Source organism: Halioglobus sp. HI00S01, assembly GCF_001635445.1.
GTDB lineage: Bacteria > Pseudomonadota > Gammaproteobacteria > Pseudomonadales > Halieaceae > Halioglobus > Halioglobus japonicus.
Map to the genome: position 1 here is coordinate 399,425 of NZ_LWEE01000062.1, position 16,870 is coordinate 416,294.

Annotated in this window: 18 protein-coding genes; 14 read left to right on the forward strand and 4 right to left on the reverse strand. The window is 53.4% G+C overall.

All coding sequences use genetic code 11. From position 1 onward, the window contains the following. The first annotated feature begins 125 nt into the window (after positions 1–125). The 13 genes from A3709_RS12380 (at position 126) to A3709_RS12445 (ending at position 9,667) form a co-directional block, all read left to right on the forward strand. Entirely contained in the window at positions 126–1,874 is a 1,749-nt protein-coding gene (locus A3709_RS12380) for a hypothetical protein (RefSeq protein ID WP_066054920.1), read from the forward strand. A gap of 232 nt (positions 1,875–2,106) precedes the next feature. After that, the gene (locus A3709_RS12385) at positions 2,107–2,346 is read left to right on the forward strand and encodes a hypothetical protein (RefSeq protein ID WP_066054923.1); all 240 of its coding nucleotides are present in this window, start codon (positions 2,107–2,109) and stop codon (positions 2,344–2,346) included. Then, positions 2,346–2,789, forward strand: coding sequence for a hypothetical protein (locus A3709_RS12390; RefSeq protein WP_066054926.1), 444 nt, complete (start codon positions 2,346–2,348; stop codon positions 2,787–2,789). The genes A3709_RS12385 and A3709_RS12390 overlap by 1 nt, the downstream gene beginning before the upstream one ends. 68 nt (positions 2,790–2,857) lie before the next feature. Next, positions 2,858–3,025: a hypothetical protein gene (locus tag A3709_RS23300; RefSeq protein WP_156507739.1), complete on the forward strand. Its 168-nt coding sequence runs from the start codon at positions 2,858–2,860 to the stop codon at positions 3,023–3,025. A gap of 2 nt (positions 3,026–3,027) precedes the next feature. Further along, complete coding sequence (locus A3709_RS12395) at positions 3,028–3,663, forward strand: hypothetical protein (RefSeq protein ID WP_066054929.1); 636 nt, start codon at positions 3,028–3,030, stop codon at positions 3,661–3,663. A gap of 11 nt (positions 3,664–3,674) precedes the next feature. Further along, positions 3,675–4,034 (forward strand): hypothetical protein, encoded by a 360-nt coding sequence (locus A3709_RS12400; RefSeq protein ID WP_156507740.1) that lies wholly within the window; start codon positions 3,675–3,677, stop codon positions 4,032–4,034. 83 nt (positions 4,035–4,117) lie between these two features. Next, positions 4,118–4,630 (forward strand): hypothetical protein, encoded by a 513-nt coding sequence (locus tag A3709_RS12405; protein ID WP_066054934.1) that lies wholly within the window; start codon positions 4,118–4,120, stop codon positions 4,628–4,630. A 125-nt stretch (positions 4,631–4,755) separates the two neighbouring features. Continuing rightward, a complete protein-coding gene (locus A3709_RS12410; RefSeq protein ID WP_066054937.1) occupies positions 4,756–4,938 on the forward strand; it encodes a hypothetical protein in 183 nt (60 codons plus the stop codon). A gap of 75 nt (positions 4,939–5,013) precedes the next feature. Next, positions 5,014–5,532, forward strand: coding sequence for a hypothetical protein (locus A3709_RS12415; protein WP_066054939.1), 519 nt, complete (start codon positions 5,014–5,016; stop codon positions 5,530–5,532). Positions 5,533–5,542: 10 nt separating this feature from the next. Then, positions 5,543–6,121 carry a hypothetical protein gene (locus tag A3709_RS12420; protein ID WP_066054943.1) on the forward strand — a complete coding sequence of 193 codons (579 nt, stop codon included), beginning with the start codon at positions 5,543–5,545 and terminating at the stop codon, positions 6,119–6,121. A 185-nt stretch (positions 6,122–6,306) separates the two neighbouring features. After that, complete coding sequence (locus tag A3709_RS12425; protein WP_066054946.1) at positions 6,307–7,371, forward strand: M12 family metallo-peptidase; 1,065 nt, start codon at positions 6,307–6,309, stop codon at positions 7,369–7,371. A gap of 977 nt (positions 7,372–8,348) precedes the next feature. Then, a complete protein-coding gene (locus tag A3709_RS12440) occupies positions 8,349–8,930 on the forward strand; it encodes a hypothetical protein (RefSeq protein WP_066054956.1) in 582 nt (193 codons plus the stop codon). A 92-nt stretch (positions 8,931–9,022) separates the two neighbouring features. After that, positions 9,023–9,667 carry an SGNH/GDSL hydrolase family protein gene (locus A3709_RS12445; protein WP_082850090.1) on the forward strand — a complete coding sequence of 215 codons (645 nt, stop codon included), beginning with the start codon at positions 9,023–9,025 and terminating at the stop codon, positions 9,665–9,667. 60 nt (positions 9,668–9,727) lie between these two features. Here A3709_RS12445 and A3709_RS12450 read toward each other — a convergent pair whose 3' ends face one another. The 4 genes from A3709_RS12450 to A3709_RS12465 are packed head-to-tail and all read right to left on the reverse strand — an operon-like array spanning position 9,728 to position 16,111. Continuing rightward, a complete protein-coding gene (locus A3709_RS12450) occupies positions 9,728–10,921 on the reverse strand; it encodes a hypothetical protein (RefSeq protein WP_066054961.1) in 1,194 nt (397 codons plus the stop codon). Positions 10,922–10,933: 12 nt separating this feature from the next. Further along, positions 10,934–11,770: an outer membrane lipoprotein-sorting protein gene (locus tag A3709_RS12455; RefSeq protein ID WP_197484168.1), complete on the reverse strand. Its 837-nt coding sequence runs from the start codon at positions 11,768–11,770 to the stop codon at positions 10,934–10,936. Between the two features lie 4 nt (positions 11,771–11,774). Further along, positions 11,775–13,769 carry an SDR family NAD(P)-dependent oxidoreductase gene (locus A3709_RS12460; RefSeq protein WP_066054964.1) on the reverse strand — a complete coding sequence of 665 codons (1,995 nt, stop codon included), beginning with the start codon at positions 13,767–13,769 and terminating at the stop codon, positions 11,775–11,777. A gap of 2 nt (positions 13,770–13,771) precedes the next feature. After that, positions 13,772–16,111 (reverse strand): RND family transporter, encoded by a 2,340-nt coding sequence (locus A3709_RS12465; RefSeq protein WP_066054967.1) that lies wholly within the window; start codon positions 16,109–16,111, stop codon positions 13,772–13,774. Positions 16,112–16,399: 288 nt separating this feature from the next. Between A3709_RS12465 and A3709_RS12470 the strand changes: the two genes are divergently transcribed. Further along, entirely contained in the window at positions 16,400–16,780 is a 381-nt protein-coding gene (locus A3709_RS12470; RefSeq protein WP_156507742.1) for a hypothetical protein, read from the forward strand. The last annotated feature ends 90 nt before the right edge of the window (positions 16,781–16,870 follow it).

Genomic DNA, 16,870 nt, shown 5'->3' on the forward strand with positions numbered 1-16,870 from the left:
CACCCTGCTGGCGCGTGGTGGTTCAAGTAGTTCGCCATTAACGCCAACGGTTTCCCTGCCGCCGGCGACTCTCACCTAAAGGCATATTCTGATCCTCCGCTGACAACAACGGACGGAAAAACAATATGCGTACTACATCCCTTCGCCTCAATACGGGCAATTTCTTCGAGAAAAGCAGTCTGCTTTTTGAAAGTAAAACCAGCGTCTTCACTGAACTGGCGCAGAACGGCATGCGGGCCAACGCCACGCTGATAGACTTCAATGTCGATACAGACGGTACCGTATTCTATGCCGACAACGGAACGGGGATTCCAGATCTTGACGTCCTGTTCGACAAAGCAGAGAGCCACTGGGAAGATGAGACCGTGCAGGAGCAGATTCCATACGGTTTGGGCTTCCTGTCGTGCCTTGCCAACTCAGAACGCTTCATGGTCGGCAGTGCAGGCCAGCTTGTTGAGGGCAACTCACAACATGCCCTGACATGCGGCGAACTCACCATCCGAGACTGGCATTATTTCGAAGGCACTCAGATCCAGCTCTCTGGCGTTGAACTGAGCAGCTTTGAAGACCGAAACGGCGCTCTGCAGATTGATCGGATCAAGAGACTGTTCCGTGGATTCCCAGTTCAGGTGCGTGTCAATGGTCAACGCTGCGCGAATGACCACCGTGTGACAGAAGACTATGAGGTCGTGGAGGGCATTGGTCGTATTTACAATGTCTTTGAAAATGGTGATGTTGGCCATCTGGAAGAGGCCGAGATCTACCTCAACGGACAGTTAGTTCAGTCGAGGACTTCCACCCGCCGCGGCCTGCGAGCTGTCATCCATCTCGACCCCGGCCACTATGCCGCTGTGATGCCTGACCGGGCCCGATTGCAGGCTGACGCTTATCTCAAGCTGAAAGATGCCTACAAGGCGTGGCGCGAGGCGACGCTGATTAACTACCTGAATTCCTGCGACTTTGATACACGTAACAACGCAGAGTGGGTTCGTGTTCACTACCAGTCAATGTGCGACTTTGGCCTGCTAAGCCTGATCAACGATGTGGACTGGCTACCAGACGGCGTAGTGAAACGTCTGTGGAATTGCTCCATGACGAACACCGGTGACATCCATTATACGCCCTACGACATGAATTGGAGCCGGACTGCCGTATCCCGCAACGATGTAGTGGCCTCTGGGGCTCCGGTACTACCCCGGTCAGCGTTCGACGCCGTTCAGAATGGCGACGCATACTGCTGTGACACCGAGATGGCGCGGGCCGCATACCACCAGGCGCTGGAAGCCTGGGTAATCCGCAAGGAACTGCATGAAGACCATTGGGCCTGCAAACTGGCGGCCAAGCATGACAGCGAAGCTGCTGTAGCGATCGACGCCGAGTTTTACGGGGATGAACCCTTCATCGGAGACATCGGTGAATACAAGTGTGAGGGCCGCGTTGCCCTGATCACTAACCTGCACCTGGATGGGCAATACGGTCGCGTGGAGTACGATCATCCTTTGTGTGCCTACGTCGGTGAGGCGCTCAAAGCCAAGACCTACGACATTCACGAGGTCGATGATCTCGGCGCATTTGAAGAGCAGATCACCTACTTCCTCCGTATCCGCGGTGGCCGGATCGACAAAGGGGACGTTTACCGGATCGTCGAGTTCGCTAACAGTTACCTGACTGAGCACGATCACTACGATGACTCTGCACTCTACCGCGACACGGAATACTTCATGCGCGAGTGGTCTGGGAAGCTCATTTCGACTAAGGGGGTTGAACAAGTGATCGCCCACTTCATGGGGGAGCATCGCGGTCATCTTGCCGAGTTCGCAGGCGAAAAGGTTACTCTCATCGTTGACGAGTCAGGCAATCTAAAAGCCGCCTAAAACTTTTTTTCAAGTTCCTAAAGCCCTGATTTTTCGGGGCTTTTTATTTCACTTAGCATCAGAAAGGTGTCTTCAATAGCGATTTGAGCCTGCATTTATAGCAGTCAACCCCCTTCGATATTTCCATAACTCCCGGCGTTTACGGCCATTTTTGCCTTGTTTTATAGGCTTTGCGCCGATTTGAGCAAATGCCAAATGCAACAATAGACCTGTCAGATAGGGAGATGGGCCTATGAATAAAGGCGTTTCAGTGCAGTGCTACAACGACGGCGATGTGGGAGTGGTTGAGTACATCGACCATAACGAAACCCACCACAGCGTCCTGTGTCAGCCCAGGGACATCGAGCTTGTCACCAATGTCTCTGAGGGAATACGACGAAGAGTGATTGAAGAAATCGTGGTTTCAATCCGTATCGGCCAGGGTTGTCCTGAGATCGGTGTACGCAAAAATCTAAAATGGGAGATGAAATAATGGCCAGGGATTTTCAACGCCAGAAAGTCTATGCAGCAGAATCGATAGCGTTTCCCAGAGCCGACCAGACGCTCATGTCATTGCCGGAGATCCGAGTAATGGTGAAAGGCGTCGTCAACGGGCCTTACTGGCAGTCGCACAAATGCTACAAGCGGATAAAAGTGAAGGACGGTCGTGGCACCAGGCGTGGCTATGCCAGTAGTGAGGAGAGATCTATTTCACTACCCAAGTTCGCTCGCTATGAGAGCTATGTCCTGCATGAACTCGCCCATCTGCTGACGGAACACACGCACCCAGGTGCATCAGCTCATGGCCGGTTCTGGTGCAAGCACCTTTTGGCGTTGGTTAATGAGCATATAGGCAGGCTTGAAGCTGTCCGTCTCCACTATGCGTTCATCACCGGCGGCGTTGAAGTTCACACCCCCAGCTTTATGCTGGACTGATTTCCGATGTCTCAGCAGGTATGTCGTCATTGGCTACAGTAGGTGTCCATACACAAGAGGCATTGGTTATGACCCAAGAACAACGCAAGGCAATCGCTGATCTGCGCTCTGCAGGTTATGCAATCAGCATTTGGACACCTGAAGAGCTCGGCAGCGTATCACGCAAGCGAGTGGAAGACCGCTTGGTAGAAGTGGGCCACGAAATCATCGACACTCTGAAGAGCCTGGAGGACTGATCATGGCTAATTACTATCTCGAATCTGCCACGGTTGTGGCGTGTACCGCGGAGCAGGCTGACTATGCAGCGACAGTCGCCGCCATTGTTGATCTGTTCATGCCGGACTGTGCACTCGGCGAATTCTATGAGGAGAACCGGCTCAGTGATGACGCGCTGTTTACCGGCTTCCTGGGGTCTCTTGAGGCGCAGGATGAGATACTGCCGCTGTCTGAAGACCACTCCATCCCCAGGCTGCTCGCTGACGCCAGGACATTGTTTGAGCGGGTTGATCATGACTATGGCAGCCTCGGCTTCTATACTAATGCGGAAAGCTCAGGGCTATACATCTCCGGTGAAGAGTATGTGAATGTCGACCATGTGGGCGAGTTTCTGCACTGGATGATCAACCGCTTTGATCTTGAGCCCCTCGGATTCACCTGGGCCTCGTACTGCTCGAAGCCGCGGCCTGACGAAGCCGGTGGGGGAGCGTGTTGGGTCACGCGAGATGAAATTCGCTTCATGAACTCGTGGAGCTGGTTAGACGAACAGCAAAGACCGGCGACCGGCGGGCGCGGTCCCGGCGCTGTAATTGGCGAGACGATTGATCGTATGACCGCCAGCTTGCCCTTAATCAACAAGACAGAGGCATCTATCTGATGGATGGAAAAATGAGCCGCTACCTTGCTCGCAATCCGCGAGCACTGATGCAGTACCAGGCCACCCGTAGGCTGCCGCGCCTTGCTGACCCGAAAAGCCCATTGATAGACCTGCTGGCCCAGATCTCTGCCGCTGACAGGACGCGCGTCATTGGCGTTCGGGTTGGCCCTGATCTGGGGTACCGCTCTGGGGCACAGTTCCAGACAGCGGCACAACTGTGGAATTGGCTAAAGCCGCATGGCGATCATGAGAGTGTTGCAAGCGAGAGCCACCAGGACCGTCGCTTTCAAGGGCCTGTGACCTTTGAGGTGTTCTGGGAGCACTGCAGTCATGTGCCAGATTACATACTGAAAAAGTATAAAGATCGCTGATATTTGCGTATTTCCCGGCTTTTCTATTGATAATTAGGTCGAATTCGTGAAATAACAGTAACCTCATTTGCGAGGGTACACACATGGATGGGGCCGAGCCCTTTGAGCGAGACCTAGATTTGGCGGTCGTACTGTCGGATGGCAGGGAGACCTCGGAGACAGTCGAAGAAGCTCTAGAAAGCGAGTTTGAGAGTGTTAGGGAGATGGCGGCGGCGAGTTGCCATATATCTCAGCAATCCCTGACGCAGTGCTTGTCCAGTGATGACCTGACGGTGCGTCGCTCTGCAGCCAGCAATCCGACCATCACACCGCAGCAGTCCCTGTATGTCCTTCTCAACGAAGAAGCCCAGGAGGTTCGCACGGCGCTCTTACTGAACTGGCATTGCCCGTCATCACTATTGGGCAGGGTTCTGAGGGGGACCAACGACTTCAGCACCCAGGACCGCTATTGCGCTGCATTGAATCTATCCACCCCCATTGCTGACATCAGCGAGGCGATCTATGACCCTGTACGCCGAGTCAGCGAGGCCGCATTACTGCACCCTCTGATTGAGGTGGACGATGAGACAACGCTCACATTGGTGAAATCAGCCTGAACTACCCCCGCTACCGCGGCGGCGCCTATTCAGTGGGAAAGCGACTTCCTCACCGAACCGCAACATTCAACTGACCTGCCACATTTGGTCTCCATCATTTGGAGTATCCACCATCTCGGCGCGTTTTGGAGCTCGTAGCTCAGGGCAAGGACCGGGTCGAGGCAGTGGGGTTTAAAACCGTGGAGAAGGCTATTGAGGCTGTTCTCGAGCCGCTGCTCCATGAGGCTGGTCGTGGCGAGAACGAGGATGTCATTTCGTGGGATGAGCAGGAGGCCGTCATTGCCGCCTCGGGGGTACGCGGTGCCTAGTTTCCGGTAACGGAGCAGAAACGCGACACACTGGGATACTAGCAACACCGACCAATACTGAAGAGGAGAAACTTTGTGGCTGATCCCTACAACGCGCGACTTACATTCCTTTGCAAAGACGAGACTCGCATTGCGGAGATCCTGGGCAACAACTGGGCGGAAGAGTGCGGCGAGCATGCAATGTTCATCGCTGGCAAACTTCATATCGACGAATTCACAGATGGCGAGGTCGCCTCGATCGGTATTGATGATTTGGCCAATGGCGAGTTTGGTATCGAGTCCAAGCTCAAAGAGGCCCGGATTCCATTTTCACGCTGGATTGAAGCTCGGTACGGTGACGAAGAGGTATATGAGCATATTCGGATCGATGCTGGGGGTGAACTGGTACAGACATGTGTCGTTGGTACGCCCGCAGTGCCGGTCTATGAACTGGAGCGCATGGTTACGAGTGCGCTGGAGAGCCTGTCGGCAGGGGTAGCGCCAGCGGATGCACTGAAGGCAATACAAGACCGATGTAACGAGTTTGGGCCGCGTCCCATGTCGTGGGCGGACCAGGACCGAATTATTGACGAGCTTGGCCTGCGGGCCGCATAGGGGAGCAATCATGTCGTCTCACACCACGCAGTTGATACATCAACTCTTTATGCAGGCTGATGCGTTCCAGATTGCTGATAGCCCAATGCTGCCCTGCAGCACGGTCAAGATGAGCGAGGACGGTGATGGTCCCATTGTGGCTTGCTGGGTTGATCACCAGGGCAAACCTCACTCGATTACTATCAACGGTGACGAAATCCGCGAGGCCCGCCCCATAGAGCCTGGAAAGTGGCGCTTTCTCGACGAGCTTGAACTGGTAACGGACATTCAGTTCGTGCGCTATGAGCCTTTTGTCCTGAGCGACGTTGCGAGCTCGGAGACCTCTTTGGCGGAAGAGCGCGATGCGACCTGGGAGCGGGCTTTTGAGGCCTGGAACTTCCCTTTGCGTGTGGCAGAAACAGGCGGACGTGAGATGTCCGGAGGCTATTACTCCCAGCGTGTGTACTTGGACAACCCAGATGGTGGCGATTCGATTGCTGTGACGTTTACCGTTGATTTCGCTCCAGGAAAGCCGGAGGCATTGGCGATAGACTGCGTCGATTCAAAGGGTGAGACCGTTGGGTGCATGCCAGAGCGCTGGGCTAGCTGATGCCCCCGCTGCAGGGCACCCCTTTGGCAAGGCAGGTCAGCAAACCGTATTGTTTGCGGCTGGGCGACCTACATTAGGGAGCCCGGCATATGGAATCATATTTCCTTAAAATCGCTAGTTATTAGTAGTTTTCGAGAGCGGGGCCCATTAGCATTGCGTTGATAGTCAATATTGAGGTTCACGCGATGTCTCGTTTAATAAAATTTATCACCGCTGCGGCCGTCGCATGTTCGGCTCTTGCTCCATTCCACGCTGTTGCCGAGATACCGATTGACGCGCCCAGGGGGAACTACGAGGGGGCCGACAACATCCACTGGTATAACCAGACGCCACTGCGTCGCGATCTGGTGGAGCAGCTGTTACCGTCGGCGACGTCGCCCTTCCGCTGCAATTCGGAGAATATCTACCAGGCCTGCGACCGTATGACGCCTCTGCGTGATCCAGCAGAGCTCTACGGCGTGGCGGGAACACCGATCTTTGACATGGTGGTCTATGTGGACAACCGTCAAACACCAAACTTTAACAATGGCTGGCGCCGCGCGACTCGCGAAATTCGACAGATTAATAACGCTCTCGAGCGGTCCGGCGTCAATTTGCGAGTGGTCGTCAGCCACATCGAAAACGTTGACCTCAGTGGATTCTCGACCGTAAGCGATGTATGGAACAAATATGCGAATACCGAGGAAACTCGAGAACTGATGCGTCGTCATCGCTCTGACGGCCTCTGGATAGTTGCAAATAGCGAGGCCATGGGTATAGATGGCGTGTGCGGCGTGGGCTCGCTGGGCCTGGCGCAATACTGGACGCCTGTTGCGGTGACGCTGTGTTCTGATGACTATTATTATCGGACTAACAGCATGGTGGCTCCCCATGAATTTGGTCACTTTATGGGCTGCACACACGATTCGAGCGAAGATTTTTCGTTTGTGCCTTTTGCGCACGGCTACCGTGACGCCTCGGGCTATCACTCGATCATGGCATACCGACAGGAGACGAACGACGTTGAGGTAGAAGTCTTTTCTTCGCCGTTCGCTTATTTGAGCAGACCGGATGTGGTCCTTGGGAGTGAGAGCGGCGGTGACTGCGCGAAAGCGATGCGAATGGTCGGTGCCACTGCTGCGCTCTATTACGAGCGCGAATTCGGAATCTTCTCAAGCCAAGGCGCATTTGGCGCTTTAAACGGCCAGCAGGATCCCACATCTGAAACGCTGCGAGAGATCCCGCCCCCATTGATGCCTATTTTCGATTGAAAGTTTAAAGCTGCAAATTGGCGACGTGTCTGTAGTTTTCTGACACAATAGAACAAAAATAACACCCATAGGCGTGACATGAAGGGCGATCCAATCAGCGTGGCGAACAAGATTAAAGCGGGCTGCGCCATCAAACGAGAGGTGCTTTCGGCGCTTGTGTCGAACTCTGAAGAGCTCAGGCGCATTGCTGCCATGAGCTTTCTTCTGTCACCTAAAGATATTGATCGTTGCCTGGAATCTAAGTGTGCAAATACCAGGCTGGGCGCTGCGTCCAATCCCAACCTAACAGCATCCCAAGCAAGGTACATCATCGCCGGTGAGACAGACCGCGCAGTCAGGGATGCACTACTGTTTAGTTGGCGCTGTCCTCCATCCCTCCTTGGCGAGGTGCTGCGCGAAGGTGATGACAGGGACCGTTACTGCGCGGCACAGAATTTACTCACTCCGCCAGAGGATATACTCGCCGCCGCAGCTGATGTAAATCCCGGAATAGCCGCGACTGCTAAACGCCACCCCCTTTTTCAACCCGCGACCTGCCGACCTGAGCGAAGTTGCCGACCGCAGGACTAGACGCCGCCTCTGCCCTCCGATTCTTTTGGGTTTTAAGTCTAAAACTCTGTTTTTCGCCTTAGAACATCAATTTTGGTATTACAGACACACCATTTTAGCCGTCGTGAAGGCGTATCATAGCCATATCAGGATCGCGAGAGAGGGCATTTTATGTGTGCCATATGCGGCCAAGCAGTTCATGGGTGGCAACCTGTCGTTAAAGTGGATTGGATTGACGAGCTTACGGCTGTCGTACAGACGCGCAAATCAAAGCACGTAGCCGTATACGATGCGTTGTCGCATGAGCTGTGTGCAGCACGCCTTCTTTTACTGGATACGGAATTGCTTCACGAGCGTGGATGCGTGATCGCCGCGCGCAATTTCCAGTGTGCAGTCGAGCGGTCGGGTATTCGGATCGGAGCGGAGCTATGAGCAGTTCGGTTGACTTGAAACAGGTGATCACCGCGGATGGCGAAATGAGGACACCGGGGAGTTGGGCTCAGGGCATTTCCTGTAGTACGGCCGGGGTTATCGATATCGTATTCGTCGTTGCAGGCAGGCTTATACCAGCGAAAAGTATTGAGGCTGGCGATATGGCCGATCAGTGGGTTCATGAATGCAAAAAGGTGCTTATTCGTGTCCGCGACGGGTTTGGCTCGCTCATAAAAACCTTTGGGATTGTCTTCCCATGCAGTCTTGAGAGGATCGACGAGGTTATCTCGGAGGCCGTCCGTCACGCTGAATGCGAAGCTATCAACTCTAGCGTGGCACAGTATGACGTTTACGTACCTGGTGTGCCCGGCCCAGCCCGGGTTATCGATACCGGGAAAGGTCTCGTTGATTTGTCACACTCGCTGCCCGAGCCCGTTATCGAACACGTTCAACAAGCGATCCTATTTGGTTTCCTTCCTCCAGAAATTGAGGGGGATACGGTTTTCTTGCCAGATGGCGTTGACGCTGTCTTGTCTCAATCGCCGTTTCATGAGCCGGGCGATATAGCAGTTAGTTAAAAATCTCTCGAAACACGCTCTATCTGTGTAAAACCAGTATTTACCGTTGACAGCATAGTTTATTCTTTTTCTTTTAATTTGGAGCATAAATTATGCATATCGCTCGGTGTTGGCTTGTCGTATTTTGTCTTGCAACTTCAACTTGGGCACAAGCCGCAGAACCCAGGCTAGGTCCACATCGCAGTATTTGGGTGTTTGGCGACTCACTCAGCGCTGGGTACGCGAGCTGGGCGACCTTGTTGACAATAGAGGGTTACGCGCATGTTCGAAATACAGCGCGGGGCGGTAAGCGGATGGTCGATCTTGAGGTGCCAGGATGGCTCCGCTGTTCTAGGCGGGGAGGTTACCGCAATGATGAAGTAATTATTTGGCTTGGCTCGAACGACGCCTTTACAAACGTTCAAATGCCACTGTTTCGGACGCGCCTTATTGACGCTTTACAAATCCTACAAGGCCGGGGGTGTTTTGTGTATATGGCTCTACCTCCTCGATTTGAGGCGGCACCAGCTCTTGACGAATCTATTCCCAGTTACCGTGACACAATTCTTGGCGTTACCGCCGGCTATGATAATGTTGAAATTTGGGACATTCCTCATCCCGGTAACATGACTTTCGATGGAATTCATCAAACGCTTGCTTTACAGCGGCAGCAATTTTTGTGGGTGAAGAACAAGCTTGGTATAAGTGAGGACGACCGCGCAACCGGTTTTGTCGGGAAGGCTACGACAGTTCGTTAGCATTGTGTTTCGTCCCCGCATCGGGGTCGCCTGTCTGATGCGGGGGGGTTCGATAGCGCGTTAAAAGTAAAGGCGGACTTCTGCCCGGACGAAGCTGTCTTCTCGAACCTGGAACAACAAGGGGTCTTCTTCGCCTGCATCGATCACCCACTGTGCGTTTAAGAAAACCTTCCAGTGTTCACCGATTCGCGTCGATCCCTCGACCGTCCAATATTGACCACCGTATTCATTGTCGTAAAGCACGCCACCAACTACTTGGGTCGAGGCTGTGTCATTCACCTCAATGCGGCCGCCAATGAATGTGTCGTTCTGGTAGATTTGCTGTGAATCTTCATCCCTGCTGTCGTAGTGATACTCGGCCAAAAACCCAAGATCCACGCCGCTGTATTTCACATCATAGAACGTGTACTCGAAGCCGGTTGCAACGGCGCCGTACTCGAACAGTTCATCATCCTGGTAGAGCGCCTCCAGCTTGAGGGTCCAGTCGCCGACTAAGTATTCTCCCTCAATGGATACTCGTTGCATTTGGACGTAGTAAGGCGTCAATTCCACCAAGCTGCCATTTTCAACAGTCTGTAGAAAGTACGGCTCCCGTATAGTGCCGTCGAAAAATGCGATCGCGTACTCAAGTTCACCCAAATATGAGGCCCACCGTACGGAGTAGTCGACATGTTTTTCTTCCCTGCTCGACTCGTAAACAGGGTCGTCAGTGTTCACCGGCACCGGCCCCCTAAAGCGCCCCTCTTCACCCGGGTACGTGCGCTCTCTAAAGTACGGCAGAACAAACAAGTCTAATGCACCATCGAAACCGGTATAGGTGAAGTTAAGCATTGGTTGGCCGAGCTTTTCCTCAAGGCGTATATCCTCCACCTGGTCTGTCTGGTTGATGATGTCTACGAGATGATTGGACTCAATCACGCCCCAAAAAACTTTGGATACCCCTATGCGGGACTCCCAGCTATCTTCGATATGCAGCCAAACCGCTTCTCGAACATCGACATGGCTCCGCTCGCCATCCTGGCTGTCCCATCGGGCAAACGGCTTAATCGTGAAGCTGTCAGCACCATTATTCCATTCAGACTGGTACTCGACTTCGATGCTCGCGGAAACGCCGCCATCCCCTTGGTTGGGGAAAGCGCCTTCGTCAGGGAATCCCGTAGCTTCACCAGCAATGTAGCCGCGAGTGCTTGCGCCGGACGCCGCTGCCAGCAACAGCAAGCTAATTGCAATAATACCTTGTACAAGCGCCCTCATATTCAATCCCCGTTATCGTGCGCGCTTGAGCGCGCTTTTAGTGAAGTCTCGTTTATCCAGGTCTACGCCGAACGTAATGTCGTCCCATCCGATCTCTGTGGTCTTTCCCGTTTGGTGATTAATCATTTCGTAGCGGGCTGCGCGCCAATAACGCCCTTCATACTGCGAGTAATCTGTAGCTGTAAGCGTTTTGAATTTCACGCCAGCCTTGTTATAGAAGTGGACTTGGGAAACCGTGAGATTGTCGGCATCGACCCACGACACTTTTTTGGAGTAGCCGGAATACTGGTCGGCCGGATAGCTCTCTAGTATGTGGTGAGGCCTGCCTTGGTAGTCTTCTTCGCCTTCGTACCGGTAGGTGAATTTTTCTACCTCAAAAGATGACATGTCCTCGTAGCTAAACTCGCTGCCCATGAACGGTCCAGATTTGCGGCGCGCGTTAATCCTCTTCACGCGTTTGATCGCTGTCATGTAAAGCCACTGGTCGTCAGGCTCAGTAATGTGGGAGTGAGTAAGGAATGCAGTTCCTGACACATCGGCCGGCTTGTCGAAGACGATCAATGACAGGTCACCGTCGTCTGGAACTTCCAGGGCCTGAGACCGTATCACTCTGACGCTCTCGCCGCCGCGGCCGTTTCTCAGGGTCATGGTCATCGTAGATGTCATCGTGCCCCATCCCGCATCCTGTTCCTTTTGGGCAACCGCCAGGGCGTGGCCCTGAGACTCAGCGGTGGCGCCAGTCACCTCGAAGGCCGCAGAGCTGTGCTGGGCGCTTAGAGTGCCGAATACAGCTGCCCCCAAAATAAATTTCCTAAGCATGTTCATAATCACCCCTTCCTTGATTTTCATGCCGTTAAAACGGCATCTTTTTGATGCCGTAGGCGCCGAGTATTTCGCGCTCCCCCGCGTATTCGCCAACGCCGTCTTTGTCGTCGTCTGGGAACATGCGGTAGATCGCATTTAGGTAAACGGTGTTCAGGTCTGGGGCGGCCGCTTTTACAACCGGCAGCGCCTTGAGACCGAAATTTACCTCTCGCGGTTTGTGGCTCAGATTGAGCAGCATGTCACTAGCCGCTTTCTCGGGGCCAATCATGTAGCTGTAATCGCTATCCTGATATTCGCTGGTGCCTTCGATCATCCGAGTTCTTACCAGCGGGAGATAGACATCGGTGGTATAGATATTGTCCGCCATATACTCAATCGCCGTGACTTGAGACCATGCACCCAGCGCTGCCTTCGATGCTGAATAAGCGCCAAACCGGGGCACGGGATAAGAGGCTACCGTGGAAAGGCTATTAATGATGTGACCTTGGCCATTTGCCTTAAACAAAGGGATCAAGCCGAGCATCAGGCAGGCTGGCCCGAGGTAATTTACCTCTGCTGTCCGATACAGATCGTCTGGGCGATCCAGCCTTTCATCAATCCTCTTTCTGACGGAGACGCCCGCATTGTTGAAGAGCATGGTTACGTCGCTGTGATCGCGCTTGATGGTTTCGATCAAATTGGCGACGGAGTCTCTGTCACCCAGGTCGGCCTGCACAACGTGAGCTGTGCCACCCTGAATTTGAATCTGGTCCGCGACACGGTTTAGGTCTTTTTCTGTTCTGGAAACAAGCACAATCTCCGCGCCCATGGCGCTAAGCTGATAGGCTAGGCTCTCACCAATTCCGGATGAGGCTCCGGTCACGACGACCTTTCTACCGCTAACATACTTCTCATTGGTGAGGCGGCGAACATTCTCTTCCTGGCTATTGAAGTAGGCCATGGTCGTCTTTGCGTATGTCTTGAGGGTAGGCACGTTTCTCCCTTTCGATTCAGCAATGGCCAATGTACGAGAGGCATCTACCGTAAGGTTCGGATTAAATCCGTCGAACGCCCCGGTTGGTATGTTGCACAAGCGCTCATAAGACGCGCGGAGGTTGTCAATGGTCTTGAGTTTCGCGAACGGCTTAATCCAGCGCTCGATCATGGGCATGATCATCCATGATTCAATTCTCAGAATTGTCCGGCGTGGGTCGATTTCCTCGACATATGCCTTAACAATGTCTGCCATGTCGTAGTTCTTTCCATCCGTGATGTGGAATGTGTTTTCCTCTGTGTCTGACATCGCGATATCCACGATGGAGTTGGCAGCGAAATCAACGGTGACAAGCGCCATCTTGGCCAGGCCTCGAGGCAGGGGCAGCGGGAGGAGCTTTGGCATCGTTGCCAATAACGACTTGAGCGGGTTTAGCATGTAATACAGGCCGTCGAATCGGTCCGCATAACCCGTATTGCTGTCTCCCATGATCGCAGCGGGGCGATAGATGCGTGTTTCGAAGTTCCGTTCCTCGCGGACCCGGAGCTCCGACACATACTTGGACTCGCTGTAGGGATGCTTGAAGTTCTGCTTTTCATCAAACATCGCCTCCTTAAATTTCCCACTGTAGTCGCCAGCAACCGCGAGCGTAGATACGTGGTGGAATACACCCTTGAAATCAGCACGCGACAGCGCATTCAGGAGGTTTTCGGTGCCTTTAACATTGACATCAAACAGTAACGCCTCTGGTGCGCTCATGTCATAAAGCCCGGCACAATGAAAAACGTGTTTTGCGCCACGAGCTTCTGCTGGAATTTCAAATTCCTGCGTCAGATCCAAATTGTGAAGCGTGATTGAGGACGATGTCCGGTCTGCTGATTCGCGCCAGAGTCCAATTTTAGCCACCGCTGATTTGGTCTCCTGGTTTCGAACAACCAGGTGAAGCTCGGTGCCGCCCTCGGTCAGCAGTCGATCGACAATTTGCGTTCCGAGAAAGCCAGTGGCCCCTGTTACAACAACTTTGTTCCGGTAGAGATTGGTGACAGACATGATCAAGCTCCTTGTCCTGCTTCGGTATGTTGTTTTAAGTTTTTCGCTGCTATTGGTGCCGGTTTCTTCGAGAAGGCGATGAGCACAGCAGGCAGCAATATGAAGTCCGACAAGATGGCGAACAGCACGGTTGTCGCTGTGAACGCGCCCATGGCTGCGTTGATTTCAAAACTGCTATTGAGAAGGAACCCAAAGCCAACCATTAGGATCAGCGATGTGCCTATCAAGGCTGGGCCCACCATCTCGAAGGTGTACCTGATGCTATCTTCTGCTGACAGCCCCATGGTCTTTTTGGCGTGGAAATACTTGCTTAGGAAGTGAATCGTGTCGTCAACGATAATTCCAATGCCAAGTGCAGCAACAATAGATATCGCAAGTCCTGCTTCCCTGAAGACAAGACCCCAGAAACCGTATGCCATCAAAAGGGGCAGCACATTCGTGATTGCGCTATAGGGGCCTGCGCGCCAGTCTCGCAGTGACACCATGATCAAAATTGTGATCACAGCGAAGACCAGCAGCGTGCTTTTTGCCATTGAGCTTATGTTGCGATCCGTGATGTAGGCAAACAGGACGGATGGCCCACCTACCTCGGTGTGCATATACTCTGGGAGGTTAGCCTTTATCCACTCTTCAACACGGATCTTGTAATCCCGGATCGTCGCAAAATCGATATCGCCGATGTAGATGTCGACTTTTGTTGCCGACTTATCCAGGGATACCACGTTGTCCAGTGAGTGACCAATGGGCAGGCTGAACTCATAAAGGAGTATGTACTGCGAGATTTCCTCGCGAGTCTCAGGGATGCGATAGAACGCGGGGTCGTCGCCATTAATTTTCTGATTCACTCGTTTGACGATTTCAGTGGCGCATTGGACGTTCCGCACGTCATCCCATGACCGCAGCCACGCGCACAGCTTCTCGAGGCTTTCCATGTATTCGGGGTCGTTGATCCCATCCGGGCCGCGAGCCGGAATCTTGGCGCTCATGTCGTAGGTGCCAAAAAAGTTTTCTGCCACATGGTCGTAGCCCTTTCGGAAGTCGTGCTTTTTATCGACCCAATGAAGGGGGTTGTCGTTGATCACGATCATGGCCATGCACGCTGAGAGGGCGAGCGCTACGGCACCGAAGGCAATTCCAAAGCCGCGGTAGTGCTTAATCACCAGGTCTGCCATCTTCCGTGTCCATGCGTAGCCCTGAGCAGTGCTGACGCCTTGGATCTTAACCAGAGATGTCGCGGCCGGGATGAAGACCATAAGGTACGCCCACGAAGTGAATATCCCTGCTGCGACCATCAACCCCAGGGTCCGGTAGGGCGGTGAATCTGATGCAAGCAGCGCGAGGAAGCCCAGAACAGTCGTCAGCATGGTCAAGAAGATCGGCTTGAAGTTACTCGCCATGCTCTTTTTCAGCGCGGTGAGTTGATCATCGCCCGTCGTCATATATTTCACGAGCAGTGTGAACACATGAACACAATTGGCCAAAACAAGCGTCAACACGATGGTGGGCGCCGACGAATTGCCGGCGTTCATCACGATTCCCGTCCAGCCTACTATCCCCATTGTGGTTGTGAGCGACAAGATGACAGCGCCGAAGCACAGGGCAACAACCTTCAAAGAGCGAATCCAGGCGTAGATTCCCAGGAAGAACAGACCGTACATGATTGGGAACAGCACCGTGGTGTCGTGAGATGCTGTGTCACTGAACGTCGCGTTGACCATCAGCGTGCCAATCGTGTGAATGGTGATGTCTGGCCACCTTTCCTTGAACTCCGCAGCGAGCTTCTTCGCTGGCGTGGTGGTTTCCAGTGTGCTGTTTTCGCCTACGTCTGGTAGGCCAACGGTGGCGATAATGGCGATGGAGCGCTCGTCACGGCTCAGCAGCCTGTCTGCCACGGTTGGGTCTGCAAAGAGCTCAGCCTTCAGCTGTTCTTCCGACAGAGGCGGCAGCTCGCTGTCCCCGGATACAAGGTCTTCCACGTAGATGTCATCATCCTCCACCAGTAGGCGCTGGTAGCTTGTTGGTGACGCAACACGAATCACGTGTGGGATTTTCCAGGCTTCCTCTGTAAGCCAGAGGGACGCCTCAATGAAGTCGTCGCCCATGGCCGAGTCGGCCCCGGTCAGTACCCAAATAACGTTGTCGTTTCGTTCGAACGTTCTTTCGAGGTCGTTTAGCACCAGCCGCTCATGGTTGTCGAGCGCCACCCAGCTGCGGTAGTCGTTGTCGATGGCTACCTTGCCCAGACCCATGGATGCGAATACCGTTGCCGCAAGCAGGACGAGCAAAAGCACCCCCCTGTTTCGGATGACAAAATCCACATACCCGTTAATTGCTTTAGTCACGTGTCGCCCTCGTTCTTTAATTGGTTTCTGGCCTAAACGGTACGTTTTCGAAAATAACACAACGCAATTGTTTAACAATAGCCGTTGGCCATTTCTGTCGCCGTTGGCGAAAAATACGCGGGATGCGGCAATAAAACAGCAAATAAAGTCCTAAATGCCGGCGCATAAGTTGCGGGCAAGATCGTAACTGTGCAAATTCATTTGATAGATATGATATTGAGCTGTTTCCGGGCTCTGAGCATTACTGGGCATGCAAGGTATGGTGGGCTCATACCAGAGGAGATGAACGTGCGTATTGTTAAGTCTGTAGGGAAAAATACCGTATCGCTGTCAGGGCTCGTGAAGCAGGTGGAGCCGCTTGAAGGGTGGACCCAGTTTGGGGTAGAGACATCGTTCAGTTACCAGCAGCCATCAGGCGATCTCAGGGAAGAGATAGATGTTTGCAACTGTACAGTGGAAAACGCGTTGCTCGGCGATATCGAGGGGTTTTCAGCAGGAGCAACTGTTGAGATTGAGGGGCGCCTGCTTAGGGGGCGAGTCCTTGTCACTAGCATCCATGTTTCGCTGCCGAAACCGGCGCCCGGCGGTTTTGCTTTAAAGCCGTCAACAGCGCCGTGCCTCGATATGCCATCCTTTCATGTCCTTGGCGCTAATGGGGGTGAATCATGACAGGGAATGAATCAGCCGCTGGTAAGTGGATAGTCATAACCGGCATAGATGGCTGTGGGAAGGGCACGCTGGCCGATTCAATGGTCGATG

Coding starts and splice junctions, on each gene's coding strand:
- A3709_RS12380 (WP_066054920.1), top strand. CDS start 126: ATGCGTACTACATCCCTTCGCCTCAATACGGGCAATTTCTTCGAGAAA.
- A3709_RS12385 (WP_066054923.1), top strand. CDS start 2,107: ATGAATAAAGGCGTTTCAGTGCAGTGCTACAACGACGGCGATGTGGGA.
- A3709_RS12390 (WP_066054926.1), top strand. CDS start 2,346: ATGGCCAGGGATTTTCAACGCCAGAAAGTCTATGCAGCAGAATCGATA.
- A3709_RS23300 (WP_156507739.1), top strand. CDS start 2,858: ATGACCCAAGAACAACGCAAGGCAATCGCTGATCTGCGCTCTGCAGGT.
- A3709_RS12395 (WP_066054929.1), top strand. CDS start 3,028: ATGGCTAATTACTATCTCGAATCTGCCACGGTTGTGGCGTGTACCGCG.
- A3709_RS12400 (WP_156507740.1), top strand. CDS start 3,675: ATGAGCCGCTACCTTGCTCGCAATCCGCGAGCACTGATGCAGTACCAG.
- A3709_RS12405 (WP_066054934.1), top strand. CDS start 4,118: ATGGATGGGGCCGAGCCCTTTGAGCGAGACCTAGATTTGGCGGTCGTA.
- A3709_RS12420 (WP_066054943.1), top strand. CDS start 5,543: ATGTCGTCTCACACCACGCAGTTGATACATCAACTCTTTATGCAGGCT.
- A3709_RS12425 (WP_066054946.1), top strand. CDS start 6,307: ATGTCTCGTTTAATAAAATTTATCACCGCTGCGGCCGTCGCATGTTCG.
- A3709_RS12440 (WP_066054956.1), top strand. CDS start 8,349: ATGAGCAGTTCGGTTGACTTGAAACAGGTGATCACCGCGGATGGCGAA.
- A3709_RS12445 (WP_082850090.1), top strand. CDS start 9,023: ATGCATATCGCTCGGTGTTGGCTTGTCGTATTTTGTCTTGCAACTTCA.
- A3709_RS12450 (WP_066054961.1), bottom strand. CDS start 10,921: ATGAGGGCGCTTGTACAAGGTATTATTGCAATTAGCTTGCTGTTGCTG.
- A3709_RS12455 (WP_197484168.1), bottom strand. CDS start 11,770: ATGAAAATCAAGGAAGGGGTGATTATGAACATGCTTAGGAAATTTATT.
- A3709_RS12460 (WP_066054964.1), bottom strand. CDS start 13,769: ATGTCTGTCACCAATCTCTACCGGAACAAAGTTGTTGTAACAGGGGCC.